Here is a 22540-nt window from a genome sequence, read left to right on the forward strand (position 1 = left end):
TGGCTCCGGCACCTGGATTCGAACCAGGGACCAAATGATTAACAGTCATCTACTCTACCACTGAGCTATGCCGGAATATGTATTCCTTAATTAATGGAGTGGAATTATAGTAAAAAAGATATTCTTTGTCAAGTGTTTTTCCATTTTTTTATGAAATTTGTTAGATATATCTTTTTTCACTATTTTTTACTTGTTTTTTGTACTTATTTTTTAGAAACTCTTTGACATTCGCTTACAAAGTGTTTTGCATTTTCAACAGGAACATCAGGTAAAATTCCATGACCTAGGTTAAATATATGTCCAGAACCTTGCATAGTTTCTTGAATTTTCTCTACACATTTTGTAGTTTCTTCTTTTGAATAAAGTCTACAAGGTTCCATATTCCCTTGAAGTACATATTTATCACCTAGCTTAGCCTTAGCCATTGCTATTGGTGTTCCCCAATCAACTCCAAATACATCAAAGTTTCCATATACTCCATCCATATTAATAAATGATGATACACCTTTTGGAAACATAATAATTGGAACATTAGGATATTTAGATTTAATATAATCAGCTATTTCTATCATATATTTCCAAGAGAATTCATCATATTTATTAGGTTCAATTGCTGAAGCCCATGAATCAAAGATTTGAACAACATCTGCTCCTGCTTCAATTTGTTTAATCATATAGTATTTAACAACTTCTGTAACTTTAGCTAAAATTTTATGTAATAATTTAGGATTAGAATACATCATTTTTTTACAAATGTTATATGTTTTAGTACCTTGACCTTCAATCATATAAGTTGCAAGCGTCCAAGGGGCACCTGTAAATCCTATAAGAGCTTTATCTTCTGGAAGTTTCTGTTTTAAAAGTTTAATTGTTTCATACACATACGTTAATTTATCAGCAGCTTCTTCACCACCTAAAAGAGCATCAACATCACATTCATTTACAATTGGATCTTTAAAGATTGGACCTTCACCTTTTACAAAGTCTAAATGCATTCCCATTTCATTTGGTATTACTAAAATATCAGAGAATAAAATAGCAGCATCAACACCTACAATATCTAAAGGTTGAATACTAACTTCACAAGCTTTTTGGGGATTATGACAAAGGTTTAAAAAATTTCCAGCTTCCGCTCGAACTTTCATATATTCTGGTAAATATCTACCAGCTTGTCTCATCATCCATACAGGAGTATATGGAGTTTCTTTTCTTAAACATGCATCTACAAATATTTTTGACATTTTCTACCTTTTATTTAATCTATAAGTTTCTTATTTTCATTTTTACCAACTTTTCCTAAAAAGAAAAGTCCAATTGCTAGTACCATTATAGACACTGCAAAATATAACATTTCTAAAGCACTATTATATGTCATATGTAATACTCTTTGAAAAAATCCTACAACAAGTACCATAATAATTACTTTAGCAATTTTATCTTTTAATTGATCAAGAGAAGAAATAGCAAGTATATTATTTCCTGTCTCTTTATTCTCAGCTGCTTCTATTTTAGATATAAAAAGTTCATATATACCAAATGCAAAAATCAACATTACAATTGCAATAAGATATAAATCAACTGCACCAATTATTTGACTAACAATAACTTCATGAAAATCTTCTGGATGTAAGCCGTTCATATATACATTAAATGTATACTTTAAGACTTCAAAAATATCAACTGATGCAACAATAAATAAAGTTATTGCACCAAGAAGTCCAAATATAACAGCTAAAAGAATAAATAATCTAGTCTGCCACATTGCACCTTCAAAAAGTCTTTCTATCATTAAATATCGTTTTCCATTTCAATCCATTTAAGTGCAATTCTAACAGAGTTTGTAGCAGCTCCTACTCTAACTTGGTCAGCTACATTAAAATAGTGAACAACATTAGGTGAATAAATATCTTTTCTAATTCTACCTACATAAGTAATATCAGTATCTGTTGCTATAATTGGCATTGGATAAGCGTTGTTTTCTAAATCATCAATAACTTCAATATTTTCAAAGCTTTCTAAACAACTTCTTACTTCTTTTACATCAACTTCAACATCTTGATCAAATGTTACTGTAATTGATTCTGAATGAGATCTTAAAACTGGAACTCTTACACAAGTAGCTGCTACTTGAATATTCTTTTTAAGAATTTTTTGAGTTTCATTTACCATTTTCATTTCTTCTTTAGTAAATCCATTATCTTGTGCTACATCTATTTGAGGAATTACATTTAAAGCAATTTGATGCGCAAATGCTTCTTTTTTAGCATCATCTAAATTAAAGGCAAAAAACGCTTGCATTTGTTTTACTAACTCTTCCATTCCAGCTTTTCCAGCTCCTGAAACAGCTTGATAAGTTGAAACATCAACTCTTTTAATTCCATATAATTCATCTAATGGTTTTAAAGATAATACCATTTGAATAGTTGAACAATTTGGGTTTGCAATGATTCCAGTTTCTTTCCATAAAGTAATATCTTCAGGATTAACCTCAGGTACAACTAAAGGAACATTAGGATCCATTCTAAAGTGACTTGTATTATCAATTACAACAGCACCTGCTTCAACTGCATATTTTGCAAATTTTTCAGAAATTGAACCACCTGCTGAAAAGAATGCAATATCAACTTCATTTTCTTCAAAAGCTGTAGTTGTTAATTCTAAAACAGTATATTCTTTTCCAATATATTCTATTTTTGAACCAGCACTATTTGCACTAGCTAATGGCACAATATTTGCAACAGGGAAGTCATACGCTTCCATCACTCTAAAAAGTTCTTCTCCAACAGCACCAGTTGCTCCAACTACTGCTACATTAAATTTTCTCATCTACTTATTTTCCTCATTATTTTCTTTATCATCTTCTCCACTAAGTAAAGAAGGAGATTCTTGTGTATTTGTTTCTGAATCAGACTCTAAAACAACCCCTTCAGGTTGTTCAAGTACTAAAATTTCACCATCTTCTGTATATCTTATTACATTTCCATTTTCATCAACTTCAATATCTTCAGCTTCTTTTGGACATTTTGCAATAGACACAACTTTATCATCTTTATCAACATTAACAATAATAACTCCAGAAGTATTTCTTCCAGCTTTTCTAATTGTTTGCATATCAACTCTAATCATTTTACCAATAGAAGTAAGTGCCATTAAGTCTTGCGATTCATCAACTAAAACTTCACCAACAACATTACCTGTTCTATTAGATAATTTCATTGATATAACACCTGAACCTGCTCTATTTGTTAATCTATATTCAGAAACTGTTGTTCTTTTTCCAATACCTTTTTCAGATACAGGTAATAACTCTTGACTTTCATCAGAGATTACATCAGCATCAACTACAAAGTCAGTGTCATGTTTAAATTTAATACCTCTAACACCTCTTGTACTTCTACCTTGTTCTCTTGTTTTTTCAATCTCAAATCTAATACATTGACCTAAAGATGTAAATATCATTAAATATTTTGAAGATGCATCTGTAATTTTTGCTGTTACAATTTCATCTTCTTCATCAAGAACAATAGCTCTTACACCATTTGATCTAATATTTGAAAACTCTGATAATGATGTTCTTTTTACAACACCATTTTTTGTAAAGAATGCTAAAGATTTAGACTCATCAAAATCGCTTGTGGGAATAATTTCCATAATTTTTTCATCAGGTCTTAAGTTGATTAAATTAACAACTGCTTTACCTTTTGCTGTTCTTGAACCTTCAGGTATTTTATATACTTTTAACCAGTATAATTGACCCATGTTAGTTACAAACATTAATGTATCATGAGTATTAGATACAAAGAATCTTTCTATGAAATCATCTTCATGAGTAGTAACTGCTGTTTTACCTTTACCACCACGTCTTTGTTTTTCATATGATTTAATTGGTACTCTTTTTACATAACCATTATGAGTAATTGTAACTACCATTGGCTCATTTGGAATTAAGTCTTCTATATCAATTTCATCATAAGAATCTTCAATATCAGTTCTTCTATCTGAAGAGAACTTTTCTTTAACTTCTTCAAGTTCTTCTTTGATAATTTCATTTAATCTATCTTCAGATTTTAGAATTTCTTCTAAATATTGAATTAATACCATTAATTCTTGATACTCAGCTTCCAATTTATCTCTTTGAAGACCTGTTAATCTTCCTAATCTCATATCTAAAATAGCTTGAGATTGAATATGAGATAATGAGAACCTGTTCTGTAATTTTTCTCTTGCATCTGCATCATTTGACGATGATTTAATTATTTGAACAACTTCATCTATATTATCAAGTGCAATTTTTAGACCTTCTAAAATATGTGCTCTTGCTTTTGCTTTTTCAAGCTCAAAAATTGTTCTTCTAATAATTACAGTTTTTCTATGAGATAAGAAAATTGTCAATAATTGAGGCAAATTAAATACTTTTGGCTCTTTATTATGAACAGCTAAAAGAATAATTCCGAATGTATTTTCCATTGGAGTTGATTTATATAGATTGTTTAAAACAATCTCACTCATAGAATCTTTTTTAAGTTCAATAACAACTCTAATACCATCTCTATCAGATTCATCTCTTACTTCTGAAATACCTTCGATTTGCTTATCTTTTGCTAAATTTGCAATTTGTTCAATTAATCTAGCTTTATTTACTTGATAAGGTAATTCATCAAGAATTATAATCTCTTTTTTACCTCTAGTTTCAATATGATGCTTAGCTCTAATTCTTACACGACCTCGTCCTGTATTATATGCATCAATAATTCCACGCCGTCCAAAAATTGTTCCACCTGTTGGGAAATCTGGACCTTTAATAAAATACATTAATTCATCAGCAGTCGCTTCTGGATTATCCACCATATGTAAAACTGCTGATAATAACTCATTTGAATTATGAGGAGGAATTTTCGTAGCCATACCAACTGCAATACCTTCACTACCATTTAATAACAATGTGGGAAGTCTTGTAGGAAGCACAGAAGGTTCTTTCATCGTATCATCATAGTTTGGAGTAAAGTTAACAGTATCTTTATCAAGATCCTTCATAACTTCTTCAGCTACTTTAGTCATACGTGCTTCGGTATATCTCATTGCAGCAGCACTATCACCATCAACAGAACCGAAGTTCCCTTGTCCATCAATTAGTGGAAGTCTCATTGAGAAATCTTGTGCTAATCTAACTAAGGCATCATAAACAGAAGTATCACCATGTGGGTGATATTTACCAATAACATCTCCAACAATTCTTGCAGATTTTTTGTAAGATGATTTTGATGTAATATTTAAATCATGCATAGCAAATAATATTCTTCTATGAACGGGTTTTAATCCATCTCTAGCATCTGGTAATGCTCGTCCAATAATAACACTCATTGAGTAATCTAAATATGAAGCTTTAACAGAATCTTCAATATTTATATCAATAATATCTTGATTTTCGAAAAGGTTTTCCATGAAAAAAGGCCTTTGTTTTATAAAATTAAGTTATTTTATCTAAAAAGCGCTTAGCATAAGTTGTAAGAAGAAAATAGTGAGAGAGAATACATAAAAAAAGGGGTTAAAGTTAAACTTCAACCCCTTTTTCATCAAGAAAATTATTTAGAATTTTTGTAGTTAATAATCATATTATAAACTTCATCTTTTAACATCAGTTTTTCTTTCTTTTTAATATCAATTGCAGCTTCATCTACATTTGATTGTGTCAATTTAGCAATTTCATTATCTAAATCATTATGTTTATCAAAAAGTTTATGGAAATGTGCGTCTTTTTCTTTTAATTCTGCAATTAATTCTCTATATTCGTGAAACATTTTACATCCTATTTATTTATTTTGTTATTTTATTATACAGTTTTATATCTTAAAATAATTTATATTATGAACGATAATCAGCATTGATTTCGACATATCTATGACCTAAATCACATCCATATGCAGTAAAACTCGCATTACCTAATCCAATATCACAAATTATTTTATATTTATCATTTTTTAATACTTTTGATGCTTTTGCTTCTTGAATTTCATCAAAGCAAAGTTCACCTTTATTATAAACAATAACATCATTGTATGATATAACTAAAGTTTCTTCATCACAAGTTATTCTACTAGCACCTATTGTTGAAGCAATTCTTCCAAAATTTGGATCTTCCCCAAAAAGTGCAGTTTTTACTAATAATGAATTTGATAAAGCTTTTGCAGCAATTTCTGCTTCTTCTACAGAAACTGCATTTATAACTTCAAATGCAACTGCTTTTTTAGCACCTTCACCATCTGCAACAACTAACATTGCAATATCATGCATTACTAATCGTAAAACTTCAAAAAATGCTTCTTTATTATAAGAATTTGATTTTTTATTTGCTAATAACATCACTGTATCATTTGTAGAAGTATCACCATCAACTGAAATTGCATTAAAAGTTGTTTTACTATTAACTTCTAAAGCTTCTTTCATATCTTCTACAGGTACATTTGCATCTGTACAAATAAAACATAACATAGTTGCAAGATTTGGATTTATCATTCCCGCACCTTTTGCAACGGCTCCAATTTTAAATGAACTGCCATCTTCAAGTTTCACTTCATACATACAAGTTTTTTTATATGCATCTGTTGTCATTATTGCTTTTGATAAATTTTCACCATTTTTATGTGTTAAATCAAAAGATTTAGCACCATTTACAATTTTTTCAATGGGTAAAGGATTTCCAATAACTCCTGTTGAACTCATTACGGGATTTACTAAATCAAAATCTAACTGTGAAAAAATAGTATCAATATCTTCAATACCCTTTTTACCAGTCAATGCATTTGCATTTTTTGAATTAATTAAAACAAAATTTGTTTTAAAATCTTCTCCATATTGCAAAAAATGTTTTAAAGGTGCTGCTTGAAACTTATTACTAGTAAAAACTGCTTGAACATCACAAGGTTCATCCATGTAGATAAATCCTAAATCTTTATCTCCACTAGGTTTTAAACCTGCACTTATACCATCACAGTTAAAGCCATCTATTTGATCTATGAAACCTTTTATAGGTAAAATTGTAAACATAATTTATATATCCTCTGGTTTATTACTTAAATTAATAATTCTTTTAGATCTTGCAATACCTTTTTGAGAACCAACTAGTAATAATTTTGATTTAGCATTGATTACTATTGTTCCTCTTGGCATTTGTATAAATCTACCTTTTTCTTCTGTTATTCCAATAACTGATACTTTTAATTTATCTCTTAATCGTAAATCTTTTACTTCTCTATTTACAACCCAAGAATTTTCATTTACATAAATCTCTTCCATATCAATTGGAGTATCTCTTTTATATAAGAACTCATCAAGAACATTTTCCATATCTGGTCTAATTGCCATTGCCGAAACTCTTTTTGCCATTAAAGCAGGAGTCGCAACAACTTTATCAGCTCCTAACTTTTTAAGTCTAATCTTCTCATTTTGTGTTTCAGCATTAGAAATTATTAAAAAAGGTTTTCTTCCTAATTCTTTTTCATATAATCTAACTGAAGCAATTAAAGTAATATTATCTGATATACTTTTTGATAAAGATATTGCACCTTTAGCAGAACTTAAATGAGATTTCAAAAATCCAAGTTCTTTATATGGCTCTTCCTTAACATAGTAAGGATAACCATTCTCTTTAGCTATGGCTTCAATATCATCACTTGGATCAACAACAACAAAAGGAATATGATTGACCCTAAATTGTCTTGCTAATTGAGCTGTATATTCATTATGATAAAAAATAACAAAGTGTTTTCTTAATCTTGCAATTTTGTAAAGCATACTTCTTTCCTTATATAAATCAAATAATCGTCCTTTAATCATTACATTTATTAAAACAGCTGTAGAAAATGTAAAAATAGCAAAGCCAAAAATGATAAGTGTAATTGTAAAAAATCTTCCTGCTTGTGATATTTCAGCAACTTCACCAAAACCAACAGTTGTAAATGTTATTCCAGTTTGATAAATAGCATCTAAAATTGGGAAATCATCAATAATTATATATCCAAGTGTTCCTATCATCATGATAACTTGGAGAAGTACAAGGGGTAACCTAAATGGTTTTAATTGAGCGTAAATTAATGGGTTGAGATCATACTCAGGCTTGGCTGTACTAAATTTCCAGCCAAGAGCTTTTCTGACTTTTATAAAGATGCTCATAAAAGCACTTTCAATAGCCTTTTATGAGTGTTTTTTAAGAGTTCTTAGCTCTTTTGCAGAAATTTTAATTTTCTGAGTTGTTCCATCTTCTAATGTAACTCTAACTGTTCTTAAGTTAGGTAAAAATCTTTTCTTAGTTCTATTTTTAGCATGACTTACGTTGTTACCAACCATAGGTCCTTTTCCTGATATTGCACATCTTCTTGACATTTGTCTTCCTTCTATAGTGAAAAATATTGGCGTATTTTACCTTATTTATCTTAATGTTTATTTAAATTGTATCTATTATAGTATTTAATTTATCCAAATTCTTAAATAATTCATATTTTTTTGCAATTTTTCTATTTTCTTTTTGGATATATTTCAAGTCTTCTTCTCTACTTAATAAGGCATCAACTTTATATGAAGTTGTTGAATCAGTAGGATTTTCCATTGTAGCAAAAATATCAAGTAATTCACTTGAATAATTACTTATCGTGGTTAAAACAGCACATTTACAATACATTGCTTTTAAAATATTCGTTGCAAAACTTTTATTATATGTTGGAAGAATAAATATATCTGCAGCTAAAAACAACTCATTTATATTTGAATAATTTTCAAGTAATAAAACTTCATTACCAAAGTTATATTTTGATATAAGAAACTTAAGACTATTTATTTGATTTTTATCTGAAGATATAATTATCTGTTTATTCATTGAATTTAAAGATAATATAATATCAAAAAACTCCTTAACTCCCGAAGTTTTTAAGTTTTTTGCAGTAAAAAATATGATTTTTGGTGTACTATCTATATCAAATTTTTTACAAATTTTTTCTTTGATTTCTTTTGGTTTTTTATAAATCATATTTATACTTGGATAAATAACTTCTATATTTTCTTTTGGAATATTTGTTTTATCAATAATTTCACTTCTTAATTGTTTTGAATTTACAATAGTTTTCTTTGCATTTTTAATGTTTAAAATAGCTTCAGCATCTAAGTTTCCTGAATGAAAATATATATCTGCATACTCTTTTTTAAAAAAAGGTAATTTTTTTAAAAGTGATTGTCTTTTTAATGTAAAGACTCTTTCATCTTTTTGTAATTCTTTTATTAGGTTTGTTTTAGTTTTGAAATATATTGATGTTTTACTCACATTTACTCTTTGTATTTATATTTAATCAAACAATATTTAATTTTCACTTATTTATCTCTTAATCAAATTAAAACTTTTTTAGTTAATAATTTAAATCTAAAAGAATATTATCAGATGTTTTTTATTGTCTTTAGTGTAATATTCTTCAAAACTATCATATAAAAGAGAAACTTGATTACTTTCATAAAAAAAATTAGAAATCTACCTAGAATTGATTTAATAAATTATTTAATAGTATTATATGCTTTTACCCTAACTTTTCCCATTGAAATAAAAAGAATTGTTGTTATATTACTAATTGTGTTATGGATAACGGATAAAACTAAATATAGTTTTATCCTACCTAAAACAAATTTATTTTTATTTTTTGGAATATTTATAACTTACTCTCTATTATCTTATTTTTGGAGTGATTCAACATTACAAGAAGCCTTAAATTATATCAGAAGATATTGGTACTATTTACCAATTTTTATAATGTTTAAATATTTAAAAAAAGAGTACTTTGAATATACTCTAAGTTTTTTCATTTTTGGAATGTTAATTAGTGAAATTCTTTCTTATGGTAATTATTTTTCATTTTGGCAAATAGGACTTGGGGAAGAAAATAATCCAACTGTTTTTATACATCACACCACTTACAGTGTTTTTCTTGCAATTGTTTCTATTTTTCTATTTATAAAAATCTTAAATGAAAGATTAAAAGTTAAACAAATAATTTATATATTATTTTTTATTACTATAACAATTAATTTATTAGTAAATAGTGGGAGAACAGGATATATTTCTTTCTTAGTAACATTTTTAATATTAAGTTTATATTTATTCAAAAAAAGGATCAAATATATTTTAATTACTATTTCATCTATAATATTTGTAATTTTTTTAGCATATTCTTTAAGTCCAAATTTTAAACATAGAATTAACTTAATTAAAAATGATGTAAATAAAGTATTAACTGAGAATAATTACTCTACAGCAATTGGCGCAAGAATTGGATTATGGGTTATTTCAAAAAATACAATAATTGAAAATCCAATATTCGGAATAGGAATAGCAGGTAGTCAAAAAGTAAAAAATAATTATATTGATACACAGTCAAAAAATGATTTTAGTTATATTAAAACTTTACATAGTTTTCATAATATTTATTTGGAAATATTAATTCAATATGGAATAGTTGGACTAATATTATTTTTTTTAATAATATATGAAATTTTTAAAATAAAAATAAAAAATACAGAAATATATTTATTAAAAAATATTACTCTATCAATTTATTTACTTGGTAGTTTTGTTGATATACTCTTTTATTTAAAAGATGCAATGCTATTTTTTACTTTTCTAATTGGTTTATTCTTAGCAAATTATAAAATAGAATATCAAAACAAATTAAGTAATATCAATTAAACTAATATTTTTTTGTTTATAATTCTTATATAAATTTTTATATTCTAAAACCTGTTCTTTCTTTAATAACATTTCTGTATCTATTTGTATAATATTTAAAAAATCAATATCATACAAATATCCTATTGTTTCTAAAGCAGTAGATCTAATAGAAATTAATCCATGAGGTTTTCTGCCATATTGTAAAATAGCCAATTCTAATATTGTAGAAAACTTCTTAATTTTAAAATTAAATTTTTCTGATATTTTTAACAAATATTCTAAATCTTCATACCTATGAGGGATATACGTAATTTTATAATCACTATAATATTCAATAACATTTTTAATGATATTCTCAAAATATTGTTTTGAAATATAACTATCAATTAAATTTGAACCTATAAAAAATATCTCTTTTTCTTCAGGTAAAGTATCTATAGATTCTTTAAAATTATTAAAGTTATTTTTTAAAATTACATTATTTAAGAAATAAGAATCCAAATTAAAAAATGTGAAAATTTTCAATTCAATTATAAAATCTAAGGATAGATTTATCCCTAATATTTTATTTCCTAGGGAATTCCTAAATTTATCTTTATATTTATTATTTTTAATATTATTTGCTATTAAAAATGTTTCATTACCATCGTCAATTAATATATTATTTTTTGCATTTATTTGATTGATTGAATGTACAATATAAGATGTAATCAAACCAAAAAAACAAAATTCAATTTTTTCATATCTCTTTAATATTTTATTTAAAATAAATGGGAAAAAAAGTTTATTAATAGTATCTAATTTGAAAAAATATATTTTAGTCCATAAATATTCTTTTAAAATCTCATTAAAAAGCTTTCTATCCACCTCATTTTTATATATACATATAACAATATTAGAACCTTTTCTATTAAATTCTTTAATTGCTTCTATGCAATTAAATAATTGGAAAGGTGTTCGTGCTAATGAAATAGAAACTTTACTCATTCGAAATTATTCCTTATAAAAGCTTTGAAATTTCCATTAATATTTATATTATTAAATTTAATTCTTTTTTCTTCTAAATCAAAATTATTTAATCTGATTATTTGTTTATTTACTTCAAATTTCATTAATATATTTTTATAATTTTTATCTGATTTTGAATATTCATTTCCTATAGTATAAACTTTTTTTGACGAAGAAATTGCTTCACTTATCATAGAAGAACTCTCTTCTGTTACAAATACAGATGTGCATAAACCTAAAAATGCTAATAATATCTTTTCTTCTTTTTTATTATATGCCACAAAATAAGAATAATAATCTTTTAATTCTTTTTCTAATTTAGACTCTATATCTAAAGGTGTTCTTCTTGAAGTTGTAATAAGCCATTTAATTCTTTTTTCTTTAGAAGTTTTTTTTACAAAATTTATTAAGTTATCATAAAATTTATTATCATATTTATATCCAGCCCCATTACCACCTATTAATAATGTATAATATTTTTGATTACTATCTAAATTAGTTAAGTCTATAAATTCTTCCGATTTTACTCTTAATTTCTCTTTCGTAACTACACTAGGTGCAACATCTAAAATAATTTGATTTTTATATCCTAAATCAATAACAGTTGTAATATATGTAAAGAGTTCTTCTTTTAGTCCTCTCAAAGCTCCATTTAGAATATTTTTACATTTATATATCTTTGAAAACCAAACATTTAAATTTGATGTGTTTCCACCTGTTGAAATAATCAAATCTGGCTTATTTTTAGGAGTATCAAACTTTTTATAAAAAAAAGGAAGATATTTTATACTATTTTCTGTAAAAAAATTAGGGAAAGTATTTAATAAAATTCTTAATATTTTCCTTTTTAGTTTTGATTTTATTTCAATTTCTATATATTCTATTTCTAAATCTTCAAAAATATCTTTTAAATATAATATTAAACCTTCTGTTTGATTATAATGACCTGGTTTATCATCTTTTATTACTAATACTTTCATTATTTTAAAACTTTATTATATATATCAATTGTCTCATCTACCATATTTTCAATAGTAAATTTTTTTTCTGCATAATTAAATTTTTCTTGAAATTCTTTTAATACTTTTTCATAATTATCTTTTACATATCCTATTTTAGTAGAAATTTCATTTGCATTTGAAAAAGGTACAATATATTTATTACCAAGAAGTTTAGGCATATCTGAAACTGGTGTTGAAATAAATGGTGTTTTACAGAACATAGTCTCAACAAAAGTATAGGGAAAACCTTCATTATCAGATGACATTACAAATAAAGAAGATGATGTAACAATTTTTTTGACATCTGTATTTACTACATTACCTGTAAATGTTATTTTATTCTTTATATTTAATTTTTCTGCTTCTTTCTTAAGATTATTTTCTTCTTCTCCTGAACCAACTAAAATTAAATGTAAATCTAAATTTTTAATTGCCATTAAAATTAATTCAAATCTTTTCACCTTTGTTAATCGCGCAACACTACAGATTATGAATTTGTTTTTTTCTATATTATATTTCTCGCAAAGATCTATTTTTAAATTTTCATTACTATTAAATTCAATTCCATTATAAATTACAACTTTATTCTTTGTTTTTAATTTTTTTCCAATATAATCAGAAACTGTAATTACAAAATCACTTTTTTCAAAAGATGACAAATTGTTTTTATAGTTATGTAGTGTTGAAATAATCTTTGAGTTAATAAATGGTTTTAATTTTATTACCATTGATGTAGCTTTATTTGCTTGAGTATGAATAATATCAAAATTTTCTTTTTTTAATATTTTCAAAAGCTTAAATAGAATAAAAAAATTATTTCTACTTTTTGATAAATCAAGAGGGATAAAGTTTATATTTTCAAAGAATTTCTCAAAATCTTTATGTGCGATAACTGTAACATTAAAACCTTTTTTTACTAATTGTTTTGATAATTCAATAGTATGTTTTTCTAATCCACCATCTTCATTTCCAGCAAGAACTTGACATATTCTCATTTATTTAATCCTCTCAATCCTCTTTTTAATTTAATTTTAAAAGCAAGAATATTATCTTTTCCACTAATAGTAATTCTATCAAGTTCAAATATGTTAGCTTTAGTTAAATTATTAATACCTTTTTTAGTAGTCACTGCATTTGTATAAAAGGAATCTTTGGTAATTTGAATATCTTCATTGTCATATAAACCAAAAGGATAACAAAAAGAATTACATTTTATTTTAAAATTTTCTTCTATTATTATTTTAGAATTATAAATTTCATTTTTCTTATCATTACTACTTAGTGTTGGCAAATTGTTATGTGTCATAGTATGAGAACCAATTTCAATCAATCCCGAATTTATAAGTTTAACAATTTGCTCATCTAATAACTTAGGTTCATTTTTCAATTCACCATTATTATTTTTCTTTTTTCGTTTTGATGACCATTCTCTATTATGTCTATGCACAACTAAATATATTGTAGCTTTAACATTATATTTTTCAAGAATAGGAAAAGCATTAGTAAAATTATCTTCATACCCATCATCAAATGTAATAGCAACAGATTTATTAGGTAAAGAGCTTTTAGAGTTAATTAATTCACTCATAGTAAAAAAAGTCCAACCAGTATCTACTAAATATTTTATTTGTTTCTCAAATTCTATAGGATCAACTCTTAAACCATTAAATTTTGCACCCTTTTTATGTTTACTAATCATATGATACATAAGAATACGAGGATACTTTAAATTAACAGTTTTAGTCCACCATGCATATCTAAAAGAGTAATAAATAGCTAAAATAAATAAAAATATTAATAAATATTCCAAATTATAATACCCTCCTATAAACTTTTAAATTCAATTCTAACATATTCTCCAAAGAAAAATTATCAGATATATAAGTATATCCATCAAAATTGAAATTTTTAGATTTTATAATATTATTTGCTAATTCTTTTTCATTTCCAACTTCAAAGAAAAAGCCGTTTTCATTTTCTTTTATAATATCTTTTACACCACCATGATTAGTGGCAATTACAGGTGTATTCATTGCAATTGATTCAGCAACTGCACGTCCGAAACTTTCTGGTTTTTTTGAGCTACTAACTACCACATTACTTAATGCATAAATTTCTGCTATTTTACTTTGACTTCCGGTAAAAATGATATTATCTTTTAAGTCTAATTCTATGATTAGTTTTTTTAGTGAGTTTAAATAATCTTCTTTATCACTTCTAACACCACCAACTATTAAAGCTTTTACATTTGGGATTATATTTTTAACAATTGATACTGCTTTTATAAATGTTTCATAATCTTTTAATTGTGTAATTCTTCCTACACTTGAGATTATAAATTTATTTTCTAGATTATTTTCTTTTTTAAAATTTGATATAAAATCATTTGATATATTTTTAGGGTTAAAAACATCCAAATCAATTCCTCTAGGAATTATAGTTATTTTATTTTCTGGTGTTTGGTAATGTTTTTGAATATACTCTTTAATACTTCCACTTACACAAATAACTGCATTAGCATTTTGCATTATTTTACTATAAAAACTAACAGAATTGAAACCATGAACAGTAGATACAACTTTTATATTTAGTTTTTTATTTGCAAAATAAACAAGCCAAGCTGGTACTCTACTTCTTACATGAATAATATCAGGATTAATCTGTTTCAAAATCTTTTTTAATTTGTTGATTCTTGAAAATGATGTAAATATATTTTTACTACAAACATCAAATTTGATATGAGTTCCGCCATCAATATTTATTTGATTATCAAGTTTCCCGCCATTGCTAATAACATACGATTCAATTGCTTTTTTTACATATTCGCGATTTAGTTCAACAACACCACGTTCAACTCCACCTTCATTTAGCTCTGGAAGTAACTGTACAATTCTCATATATTATAGTTTCCAAGTAGGATTAGGAACTATTCCTTTTACATCTATAATAATTTTTTCATCATTAATGATATTTTCATATTCTTCTTGACTTAATTCTTTAAATTTATTATGTCCAACAGCTACAACTATTGAATCATATTTTTTATTTGATTTAAATGGATTTTCAACAAAAGTATAATCATAATAGTCTTTATCTTTTTCATCAATCCATGGTTCATATACATCAATATTTGCACCATAGTCTTTTAGTTCTTTGATAATATCTACTACTTTTGTATTTCTAATATCAGGGCAATTTTCTTTAAAAGTTAATCCCATTACTAAAATATTTGCATCTTTTATTATTTTTCCATTTTTTATCATAAGTTTTATAGTTTTTTCTGCTATAAATTTACCCATACCATTATTGATTTGTCTTGCACCTAAAATAAGATTTGGTTTATATCCTAATTCTTCTGATTTATAAGTAAGATAATATGGATCAACACCAATACAATGTCCACCTACTAAACCTGGTTTTAGTTTTATAAAATTCCATTTTGTTGCTGCAGCTTCTATTACATCATTTGTATTTATATTCATAACATCAAAGATTAATGCTAATTCATTTACTAATCCAATATTTACATCTCTTTGTGTATTTTCAATTACTTTTGCAGCTTCTGCTACTTTTATTGAGCTTGCTTTATGAGTTCCTGCTGTTATTATACTTTTATATAAATCATCTACAATATCAGCAATTTTAGGTGTTGAACCTGATGTAATTTTAAGTATTTTTGTAACTGTATGTTCTTTATCACCTGGGTTTATTCTCTCAGGAGAATATCCACAGAAGAAATCTGTATTAAATTTCATTCCTGAAGTAATTTCAAGTTGAGGCACACATACTTCTTCTGTAACACCTGGATAAACTGTTGATTCATAAATTACAATATCATCTTTTTTAAGTACTTTACCAATAGTTTGAGAAGATTTAATCAAAGGTGTTAAATCAGGTCTATTTGAGTGGTCAATTGGAGTGGGAACTGTAACAATATAAATATTACAATCTTTTATATCTTCTATATTTGAAGAATAAATTAATTTATCTTTTACAGCAAGAAGTTGTTCTTTTTCTAATTCTAAAGTTCTATCGTAACCTTTAGATAATTCTTCAATTCTTGGTTGATTTATATCAAAACCTACAACATCATATTTTGTTGCGAATGCTGCTGCTAAAGGTAAACCTACATATCCTAGACCTACTATACATATTTTATTATTCATTTAAAACCTTCTATATTTCAACTTTTTCTAGTAATTTACTAAAATCTAATTTTTTATCTATATTATTTACAATCTCAGCTAGTTTATGGAACTTTGTATCCGTTTTACTTGCTCTAAGATTAATTATTGTAATTGGTGCATCTGTATTTGCTCTTGCTTCACTAAGCATTGATGTAGAATCAATTGTAATAAATAATTCTTCACATTTATCTATAAAATCTGGTATTGGATTTATTGAGGGAGTATCTGAATAAATTAATTTATAATCAAAATCATATTCATTTATTAAATCTTCTATTTGCTTAGATGTTCTTCTTGAAGTAGTAATATACTTTAAATAACCATCATAATTTTTACTTATTATATTTAATACATTTCTAATATTTTCCACATCCATTTTGAAAATACTATTATCCCCACCAATGATTATACCTAGTGATTTTTCATTACTTTTAATTATACCTTTTGGCTTTGTGTATGATAAATTTAAAGGAAGGGAAATTATATTACCAAGTTTTGGAGCATTGTCATGCTCTTGAGCTAAAATATAATAAAAATCTTTATAATTATAAGATTTAGGAAGCATTAATGCTATTGATTTTATATTATTTTTTTTAGAAATAAACTTATTAAAATAATAAGTTCCAGAACCAGTACTAACTACAGCATCGTAGAAGTCAAAATTATATTTTTTATATTCTTTAAATAATTCATCTGAATATTTTTGGAGTTTATCTAAAGCATATGTAAGTAATTTAAAAAATTTTGATTTAAATTTCACTTCTAATATATCGTAGCTTATTTTTTTTATCTTACAAAATGCAATTGATTGATTTAAGTGACCTGGTTTTCCATCACTAATTATTAAAATTCTTTTCATATATCTCTCTATAATGACTCTTAAACCTTTTATGAGGCCAAAACCATTGTTTTTTATCTTCAAGTATTATATCAGATATTGCATTAGCTTGAAGTTGAGATAACTCTTTTATATCATTTTCTTCATTTTCTGTTTTTATAGGTAATATAGGATTATAAACTTTTATTTTATATTTGTAATCATTTTTATTAAATATAGCAAGTGGAATAATAACAGCATCGAATTTTCTAGCAAGAATTGCAGAAGTTGATGCTTGATATGCTTTTTTTCCTAAAAAGTCTACTTGTGTACCTTCTCTTGAATTAATATTTTGATCAATGATTAAAGATATTGCTTCTTTTTTAATTAAGGCTTTTACAAGTTTTTTAACAGCACCTTTTCTAAATACTATTTTTGATCCTGATTTTTCTCTTGCTTTTACAATAAATTCATCAATTTCTTCAAAATTTGATTGTCTTGCTACCTGATGTAATTTTGCTACATTTTTATTAATATACGTACTAAGCATTTCCATATTACCAAAATGCGCCGAAATAAAAATAATAGGTTTATTCTCAGAGATAACTTTTTCTACTATTTCTTTATTTTCAATTGATACTGTATTTAATAATTCTTCATCTGTAATATCTAAATTTTCTATAAGTGATTGAACCCATAACAACATATTAAAATATGAATATTTTTGAATTTCTTTTATCTCTTTTTCAGAAATTTTATCATTAAAAATAAATTTTAAATTTGTTTTTATAATTTTATTTGTTTTATTAGCAAATAAATAAGCAAGTGCTGATAGAAATCTAAAAAAACCTCGTCGTATAAATTTTGGAGATTTTCTTAAAATAAATACCAAAGCTAAAAATATTTTATAAACAATCTTCTTCATTATAAAATACTTAGGTTAAACTCTTTTGGTAATTCTAATTTTTCAATATTTGAATTAATTAAAAAAGTATTATTTTCAAGTTCTAATGTTAATGAATTTGTATCTTCATCTAAAGTATAATTAATCTTTGGTCTAGATAAATCTAAATTTGTTAATATATTTAAAGAAATCATAAAAGACAACCATCTCATAACTTCAATATCAGGAAGTAATTCTTCATAAATTAATATATCTTTTTTTGAAGGTAATGATTTTTTAGAAAACTTAATTATATGTGCGATTATAACTCTTGTTGTATGCATAAAATCATAAGATAAACCATTTAAAATAAAATCAAATGCATTATCATTTGATTTGTAAAAATTTAAAGTTGAACCAATTGAGTGAAGTTTAGAAGCAATTACCAAATACGTTTTATATTTATCTTCTAAATTATGAATAGGTTTTAATACTTCAAATATTTTCGAAGCATTAATCCCCATATATGCACTTTGTTTAGGATCGATTTGAAATCTATCAAGTAATGATCTTACACTTACATTAAAATTAGAAGGAAATTTACAATTTGAAGTTCTTAATAAATCACTTAAATAAACACCCTCGCGTACACCAGCACCCGATGTGATTACTTTTGAAATATTTAATTCATCTAAAATTGTTTTAAAAATAAATGTACCTTCTTTTATAGTATCAAATCTATCTTTTTTCACACCAAGTGATTTTAACTCATCATTATCTTTTGCGTTAATGATTTCATCTAAAAAACTCTCTTCATTTGAAACTTTATATTTATATCCATGTAAAATATCTAAAGGATATTCATTTCTTTGCATAATTATTTTTGAAATAGATCTAATACTTCCACCAATACCAACAATTGTATCAGGAATTTCTACATTATGTTCAAAAATCTTTCTTAAACTATCTATTATATATGCTCTTGCACCATCAATATCATTCTTATTAAAGAATAATTCTTTAATACGTACAGTACCAATATTTAAAGATATAGATTTTACAATATTTTTATCTTTTACAAAACAAAACTCTGTAGAACCACCACCAATATCAACTGTTACAAAACTATCATCGTGAATAAGATTTAAAGCAGCAACGCCACCATAATATGCTTCTTTCTCTCCATCAATAACTTTTATACTTAAACCAAAATCTTTTTTTATTCTAGATAAAAATGATTTAGCATTAGGAGCATCTCTTAGGGCTGATGTAGCAACACAAATTACTTTTCTTGATTTTAGCGATTGGGATATATTTAAAAAAGATTTCATAGATTCATAAGCACGTTGCATAGGAATTTCTTGAAGGTTTCCGTTATTTTCGTAACAGCCTTCAGAAATTTTCACCCTACTTTTCGTTTCATTTATTAAATTAAATGCAAATCTACTACTTTTTTGTAAAACAACCATACGCATTGAGTTGGACCCAATATCTATAATAGTTGTGACTTTAGACATTAAACTTCTTCTTCTTCTAATTGTTTAAACTTAAACTTTAATTCTTCCATTGTTTCCTGATTATCTGGATCTATGATAATACAATCAACTGGACAAACTTCTATACATGAAGGTTCTTCATAGTGACCAACACATTCTGTACATCTGTCAGAATCAATTAAGTATATTGGGTCACCCTCTTCAATTGCATAGTTTGGGCACTCTTCTCTACATGCATCGCACGCGATACATTCATCAGTAATAATTAATGACATTTAACACTTTCCTACAATAAATTATATATCTTGGAGTTATAACCAATTATTCTTTAATTATTTCTTTAATTTGATTGAATAACACTTTATTTTTAGATATAAGTACAAATTTATCTGTTTTGTATAGAAATAGATCATTACAAATATATAATGAAGCTAAAATATCAAACTCTCTAATATTACCTGCTAATAAGACAAACGTATAGTTTCTTGCATTACATAAAGATATTGCAACAGCACCAGGAGATCTAAATTTAATATTCTGATGTCTTAATTCTGTACAAATTTTAGGATAAGCATATGCTCTTTCAAAAATACCAAACTTTTTATCATTTGAAACTAATAAAGGATTTCTTGATTCTAAAAAAAACTCAAATTTTACTTTTTCGTCAAAAGCTTTATATGTTAAAACACCATTAGCTAGATTACAAACAAAACCTGCAAGGATTTCTTCTTTATAAACTAAGGCAATAGAAGTTCCATAATAAGCTAAATTTGAAGAAAAATTATCACTTCCATCAAGAGGATCAATTACTACATCAAATTTTTTGTTACTTGATAATCTTCCACATTCTTCTGAATAAATATTTCCAAATACTTCTAAATATTTAATAAATATTTTTTCTGCAATCAAATCAATATTTAGAGTTTTATCTCCACCGTAACCAATTTTCTCTGTAAATTTTAAATCATTATTTGTAAGATTATTATTTATATAAAAGAAGAGTTCTCTGTTTGATAAAATCACAGCCTTTATAAAGGAGTCTTTATAAAGATCTGTAATTAAAGTATTCATTAAATAAAAGTTTGAATAATTGCTCTTGCAGCATCTCTACCATCAGCAGCAGCAGTAACAGCTAGATGAGCACCTCTTTGACAATCTCCACCTGCATATACTTTTGCATTTGAAGTTTTAAATGAAGAAGTTTCTATTCTACCCCAAGAGTTAGTATTAACATTTAATTCTTTTAAAAATGCTGGAACTTCTGGAGCAAAACCTAATGCCATAATAATAACATCAGCTTCTTCTAAATATTCACTTCCTTCATTAATTACAACTTTTTGTCTTCCTGAATTATCAGGTTCACTCATAGAAGTTGTAAGAAGTTCAACACCTAATGCTAAATCACCATCTGTTTTAATAGATTTTGGACTAACATTAAATACAAATTCAACACCCTCTTCTTTTGAGTTTACAACTTCTTTTTTAGATCCAGGCATATTAGCTTCATTTCTTCTATAAAGACATTTAACACTAGATGCTCCTTCTCTTACTGATGAACGAACACAATCCATTGCTGTATCACCACCACCTATTACAACAACTCTTTTATTTTTTACATCAATATAATCAATATTTGTATTTCCAAGATTTCTCTTTTGAATACCAGTTAAAAAGTTTATTGCTAAGTGTACATTTGAAGCTTTTTCACCATCAATCCCTGCAAATCTACCTGCTGTTGCTCCTAAACCTAAGTAAATTGCATCAAACTCTTCTTCTAGTTCTTTTGAAGATTTATCTTTACCAATTTCACAATTTAAATGTAATTTCATTCCAGCTTCAATTAACCAATTGATTCTTCTATCAACTGTTGTTTTATCAAGTTTGAATCCAGGAATTCCATACATTAAAAGTCCACCAGCTCTATCAGCTCTTTCAAACATTTCTACTTGATAACCTTTTCTTAAAAGAAAAGTAGCTGCTGATATACCAGATGGTCCAGAACCAATAACTGCTATCTTTTGATCTTTTTTCTTTGTAGCAAATTTAGGTTTCATACCTCTTGCAAATGCAGTTTCAGAAATATGAGTTTCTATTGCTCCAATAGAAATAGCACCATGACCAGTATTTAAAGAACAAGCACCTTCACAAAGTACATCTTGAGGACAAATTCTTCCTAAAATTTCAGGGAAAGGAGAAGTCTCATTTGATAAAGCAAATGCTAAATCTGGATTTTTTGTTGCTGTTTGTTTTAACCAAGCTGGAATATAATTTCCTAGTGGACATCCTGTATGACAGTATGGATCACCACACTGCATACATCTATCTGCTTGTTCATTTGCTCTTTGTTTTCCAAATACTTGATATACTTCACCATAATCTTTCAATCTTTGAAGCACATCTCTTTTTTCAGGATTAATTCTTTCGAATTTTGTAAAATTTAACATAT

At 25.9% G+C, this 22540-nt stretch carries 22 protein-coding genes and 1 tRNA gene; 1 reads left to right on the forward strand and 22 read right to left on the reverse strand.

Features of this window, described 5'->3' with window-relative positions; all coding sequences use genetic code 11:
* From D9T19_RS13685 to D9T19_RS13730, 10 genes are all read right to left on the reverse strand, one after another.
* Positions 1–75 (reverse strand) — tRNA-Asn (locus D9T19_RS13685).
* Between the two features lie 128 nt (positions 76–203).
* Entirely contained in the window at positions 204–1241 is a 1038-nt protein-coding gene (hemE, locus tag D9T19_RS13690) for a uroporphyrinogen decarboxylase (protein WP_121628809.1), read from the reverse strand.
* Positions 1242–1255: 14 nt separating this feature from the next.
* The gene (locus D9T19_RS13695) at positions 1256–1789 is read right to left on the reverse strand and encodes a YqhA family protein (protein WP_205588729.1); all 534 of its coding nucleotides are present in this window, start codon (positions 1787–1789) and stop codon (positions 1256–1258) included.
* Positions 1789–2826 carry an aspartate-semialdehyde dehydrogenase gene (locus D9T19_RS13700; RefSeq protein WP_121628810.1) on the reverse strand — a complete coding sequence of 346 codons (1038 nt, stop codon included), beginning with the start codon at positions 2824–2826 and terminating at the stop codon, positions 1789–1791. The genes D9T19_RS13695 and D9T19_RS13700 overlap by 1 nt, the downstream gene beginning before the upstream one ends.
* Positions 2827–5442, reverse strand: coding sequence for a DNA gyrase subunit A (gene gyrA / locus D9T19_RS13705; protein WP_121628811.1), 2616 nt, complete (start codon positions 5440–5442; stop codon positions 2827–2829).
* Between the two features lie 140 nt (positions 5443–5582).
* Positions 5583–5798, reverse strand: coding sequence for an HP1242/YdcH family protein (locus D9T19_RS13710; RefSeq protein WP_121628812.1), 216 nt, complete (start codon positions 5796–5798; stop codon positions 5583–5585).
* 64 nt (positions 5799–5862) lie between these two features.
* Positions 5863–7044: a bifunctional glutamate N-acetyltransferase/amino-acid acetyltransferase ArgJ gene (gene argJ, locus D9T19_RS13715; RefSeq protein ID WP_121628813.1), complete on the reverse strand. Its 1182-nt coding sequence runs from the start codon at positions 7042–7044 to the stop codon at positions 5863–5865.
* Positions 7045–7047: 3 nt separating this feature from the next.
* Positions 7048–8169 carry a potassium channel family protein gene (locus D9T19_RS13720; protein WP_121628814.1) on the reverse strand — a complete coding sequence of 374 codons (1122 nt, stop codon included), beginning with the start codon at positions 8167–8169 and terminating at the stop codon, positions 7048–7050.
* 21 nt (positions 8170–8190) lie between these two features.
* On the reverse strand, positions 8191–8379 hold the full coding sequence (gene rpmB, locus D9T19_RS13725) for a 50S ribosomal protein L28 (RefSeq protein ID WP_121628815.1): 189 nt from the start codon (positions 8377–8379) through the stop codon (positions 8191–8193).
* Between the two features lie 61 nt (positions 8380–8440).
* Complete coding sequence (locus D9T19_RS13730) at positions 8441–9310, reverse strand: glycosyltransferase (protein WP_121628816.1); 870 nt, start codon at positions 9308–9310, stop codon at positions 8441–8443.
* 171 nt (positions 9311–9481) lie between these two features.
* Here D9T19_RS13730 and D9T19_RS13735 point away from each other — a divergent pair, with 171 nt between their 5' ends.
* Positions 9482–10720 carry an O-antigen ligase family protein gene (locus D9T19_RS13735; protein WP_121628817.1) on the forward strand — a complete coding sequence of 413 codons (1239 nt, stop codon included), beginning with the start codon at positions 9482–9484 and terminating at the stop codon, positions 10718–10720.
* On the opposite strand, the gene D9T19_RS13740 is transcribed toward D9T19_RS13735, so the two are convergent.
* From D9T19_RS13740 to D9T19_RS13795, 12 genes are read right to left on the reverse strand one after another with little or no spacing between them, the layout of a single operon-like run.
* The gene (locus D9T19_RS13740; protein WP_121628818.1) at positions 10703–11689 is read right to left on the reverse strand and encodes a hypothetical protein; all 987 of its coding nucleotides are present in this window, start codon (positions 11687–11689) and stop codon (positions 10703–10705) included. The two genes, D9T19_RS13735 and D9T19_RS13740, sit on opposite strands and share 18 nt — an antisense overlap.
* Positions 11686–12690 carry an ELM1/GtrOC1 family putative glycosyltransferase gene (locus tag D9T19_RS13745; protein WP_121628819.1) on the reverse strand — a complete coding sequence of 335 codons (1005 nt, stop codon included), beginning with the start codon at positions 12688–12690 and terminating at the stop codon, positions 11686–11688. The genes D9T19_RS13740 and D9T19_RS13745 overlap by 4 nt, the downstream gene beginning before the upstream one ends.
* A complete protein-coding gene (locus D9T19_RS13750; protein WP_121628820.1) occupies positions 12690–13706 on the reverse strand; it encodes a glycosyltransferase family 4 protein in 1017 nt (338 codons plus the stop codon). Before D9T19_RS13750 ends, D9T19_RS13745 begins: the two co-directional genes overlap by 1 nt.
* Positions 13703–14521 (reverse strand): polysaccharide deacetylase family protein, encoded by an 819-nt coding sequence (locus D9T19_RS13755; protein WP_121628821.1) that lies wholly within the window; start codon positions 14519–14521, stop codon positions 13703–13705. The genes D9T19_RS13750 and D9T19_RS13755 overlap by 4 nt, the downstream gene beginning before the upstream one ends.
* Position 14522: 1 nt before the next feature.
* A complete protein-coding gene (locus tag D9T19_RS13760) occupies positions 14523–15608 on the reverse strand; it encodes a glycosyltransferase family 4 protein (RefSeq protein ID WP_121628822.1) in 1086 nt (361 codons plus the stop codon).
* A gap of 3 nt (positions 15609–15611) precedes the next feature.
* Entirely contained in the window at positions 15612–16877 is a 1266-nt protein-coding gene (locus D9T19_RS13765; protein ID WP_121628823.1) for a nucleotide sugar dehydrogenase, read from the reverse strand.
* Positions 16878–16887: 10 nt separating this feature from the next.
* Positions 16888–17757 carry an ELM1/GtrOC1 family putative glycosyltransferase gene (locus D9T19_RS13770; RefSeq protein WP_121628824.1) on the reverse strand — a complete coding sequence of 290 codons (870 nt, stop codon included), beginning with the start codon at positions 17755–17757 and terminating at the stop codon, positions 16888–16890.
* Positions 17735–18640: a lipid A biosynthesis lauroyl acyltransferase gene (locus tag D9T19_RS13775; protein ID WP_121628825.1), complete on the reverse strand. Its 906-nt coding sequence runs from the start codon at positions 18638–18640 to the stop codon at positions 17735–17737. The genes D9T19_RS13770 and D9T19_RS13775 overlap by 23 nt, the downstream gene beginning before the upstream one ends.
* Positions 18640–20115, reverse strand: a complete 1476-nt coding sequence (locus tag D9T19_RS13780) for a Ppx/GppA phosphatase family protein (RefSeq protein ID WP_121628826.1) — start codon at positions 20113–20115, stop codon at positions 18640–18642. Before D9T19_RS13780 ends, D9T19_RS13775 begins: the two co-directional genes overlap by 1 nt.
* Complete coding sequence (locus D9T19_RS13785) at positions 20115–20369, reverse strand: YfhL family 4Fe-4S dicluster ferredoxin (protein ID WP_121628827.1); 255 nt, start codon at positions 20367–20369, stop codon at positions 20115–20117. Before D9T19_RS13785 ends, D9T19_RS13780 begins: the two co-directional genes overlap by 1 nt.
* A 46-nt stretch (positions 20370–20415) precedes the next feature.
* Positions 20416–21117 (reverse strand): inositol monophosphatase family protein, encoded by a 702-nt coding sequence (locus D9T19_RS13790; protein WP_205588730.1) that lies wholly within the window; start codon positions 21115–21117, stop codon positions 20416–20418.
* Positions 21118–21164: 47 nt separating this feature from the next.
* The gene (locus D9T19_RS13795) at positions 21165–22538 is read right to left on the reverse strand and encodes a glutamate synthase subunit beta (RefSeq protein WP_121628829.1); all 1374 of its coding nucleotides are present in this window, start codon (positions 22536–22538) and stop codon (positions 21165–21167) included.
* Positions 22539–22540: the final 2 nt, after the last annotated feature.

Origin of the sequence: Poseidonibacter antarcticus, assembly GCF_003667345.1 — a bacterium.
In the GTDB taxonomy this organism is placed as follows: Bacteria; Campylobacterota; Campylobacteria; order Campylobacterales; family Arcobacteraceae; genus Poseidonibacter; species Poseidonibacter antarcticus.

Coding starts and splice junctions, on each gene's coding strand:
- hemE (WP_121628809.1), bottom strand. CDS start 1,241: ATGTCAAAAATATTTGTAGATGCATGTTTAAGAAAAGAAACTCCATAT.
- D9T19_RS13695 (WP_205588729.1), bottom strand. CDS start 1,789: ATGATAGAAAGACTTTTTGAAGGTGCAATGTGGCAGACTAGATTATTT.
- D9T19_RS13700 (WP_121628810.1), bottom strand. CDS start 2,826: ATGAGAAAATTTAATGTAGCAGTAGTTGGAGCAACTGGTGCTGTTGGA.
- gyrA (WP_121628811.1), bottom strand. CDS start 5,442: ATGGAAAACCTTTTCGAAAATCAAGATATTATTGATATAAATATTGAA.
- D9T19_RS13710 (WP_121628812.1), bottom strand. CDS start 5,798: ATGTTTCACGAATATAGAGAATTAATTGCAGAATTAAAAGAAAAAGAC.
- argJ (WP_121628813.1), bottom strand. CDS start 7,044: ATGTTTACAATTTTACCTATAAAAGGTTTCATAGATCAAATAGATGGC.
- D9T19_RS13720 (WP_121628814.1), bottom strand. CDS start 8,169: ATGAGCATCTTTATAAAAGTCAGAAAAGCTCTTGGCTGGAAATTTAGT.
- rpmB (WP_121628815.1), bottom strand. CDS start 8,379: ATGTCAAGAAGATGTGCAATATCAGGAAAAGGACCTATGGTTGGTAAC.
- D9T19_RS13740 (WP_121628818.1), bottom strand. CDS start 11,689: ATGAGTAAAGTTTCTATTTCATTAGCACGAACACCTTTCCAATTATTT.
- D9T19_RS13745 (WP_121628819.1), bottom strand. CDS start 12,690: ATGAAAGTATTAGTAATAAAAGATGATAAACCAGGTCATTATAATCAA.
- D9T19_RS13750 (WP_121628820.1), bottom strand. CDS start 13,706: ATGAGAATATGTCAAGTTCTTGCTGGAAATGAAGATGGTGGATTAGAA.
- D9T19_RS13760 (WP_121628822.1), bottom strand. CDS start 15,608: ATGAGAATTGTACAGTTACTTCCAGAGCTAAATGAAGGTGGAGTTGAA.
- D9T19_RS13765 (WP_121628823.1), bottom strand. CDS start 16,877: ATGAATAATAAAATATGTATAGTAGGTCTAGGATATGTAGGTTTACCT.
- D9T19_RS13770 (WP_121628824.1), bottom strand. CDS start 17,757: ATGAAAAGAATTTTAATAATTAGTGATGGAAAACCAGGTCACTTAAAT.
- D9T19_RS13775 (WP_121628825.1), bottom strand. CDS start 18,640: ATGAAGAAGATTGTTTATAAAATATTTTTAGCTTTGGTATTTATTTTA.
- D9T19_RS13780 (WP_121628826.1), bottom strand. CDS start 20,115: ATGTCTAAAGTCACAACTATTATAGATATTGGGTCCAACTCAATGCGT.
- D9T19_RS13785 (WP_121628827.1), bottom strand. CDS start 20,369: ATGTCATTAATTATTACTGATGAATGTATCGCGTGCGATGCATGTAGA.
- D9T19_RS13795 (WP_121628829.1), bottom strand. CDS start 22,538: ATGTTAAATTTTACAAAATTCGAAAGAATTAATCCTGAAAAAAGAGAT.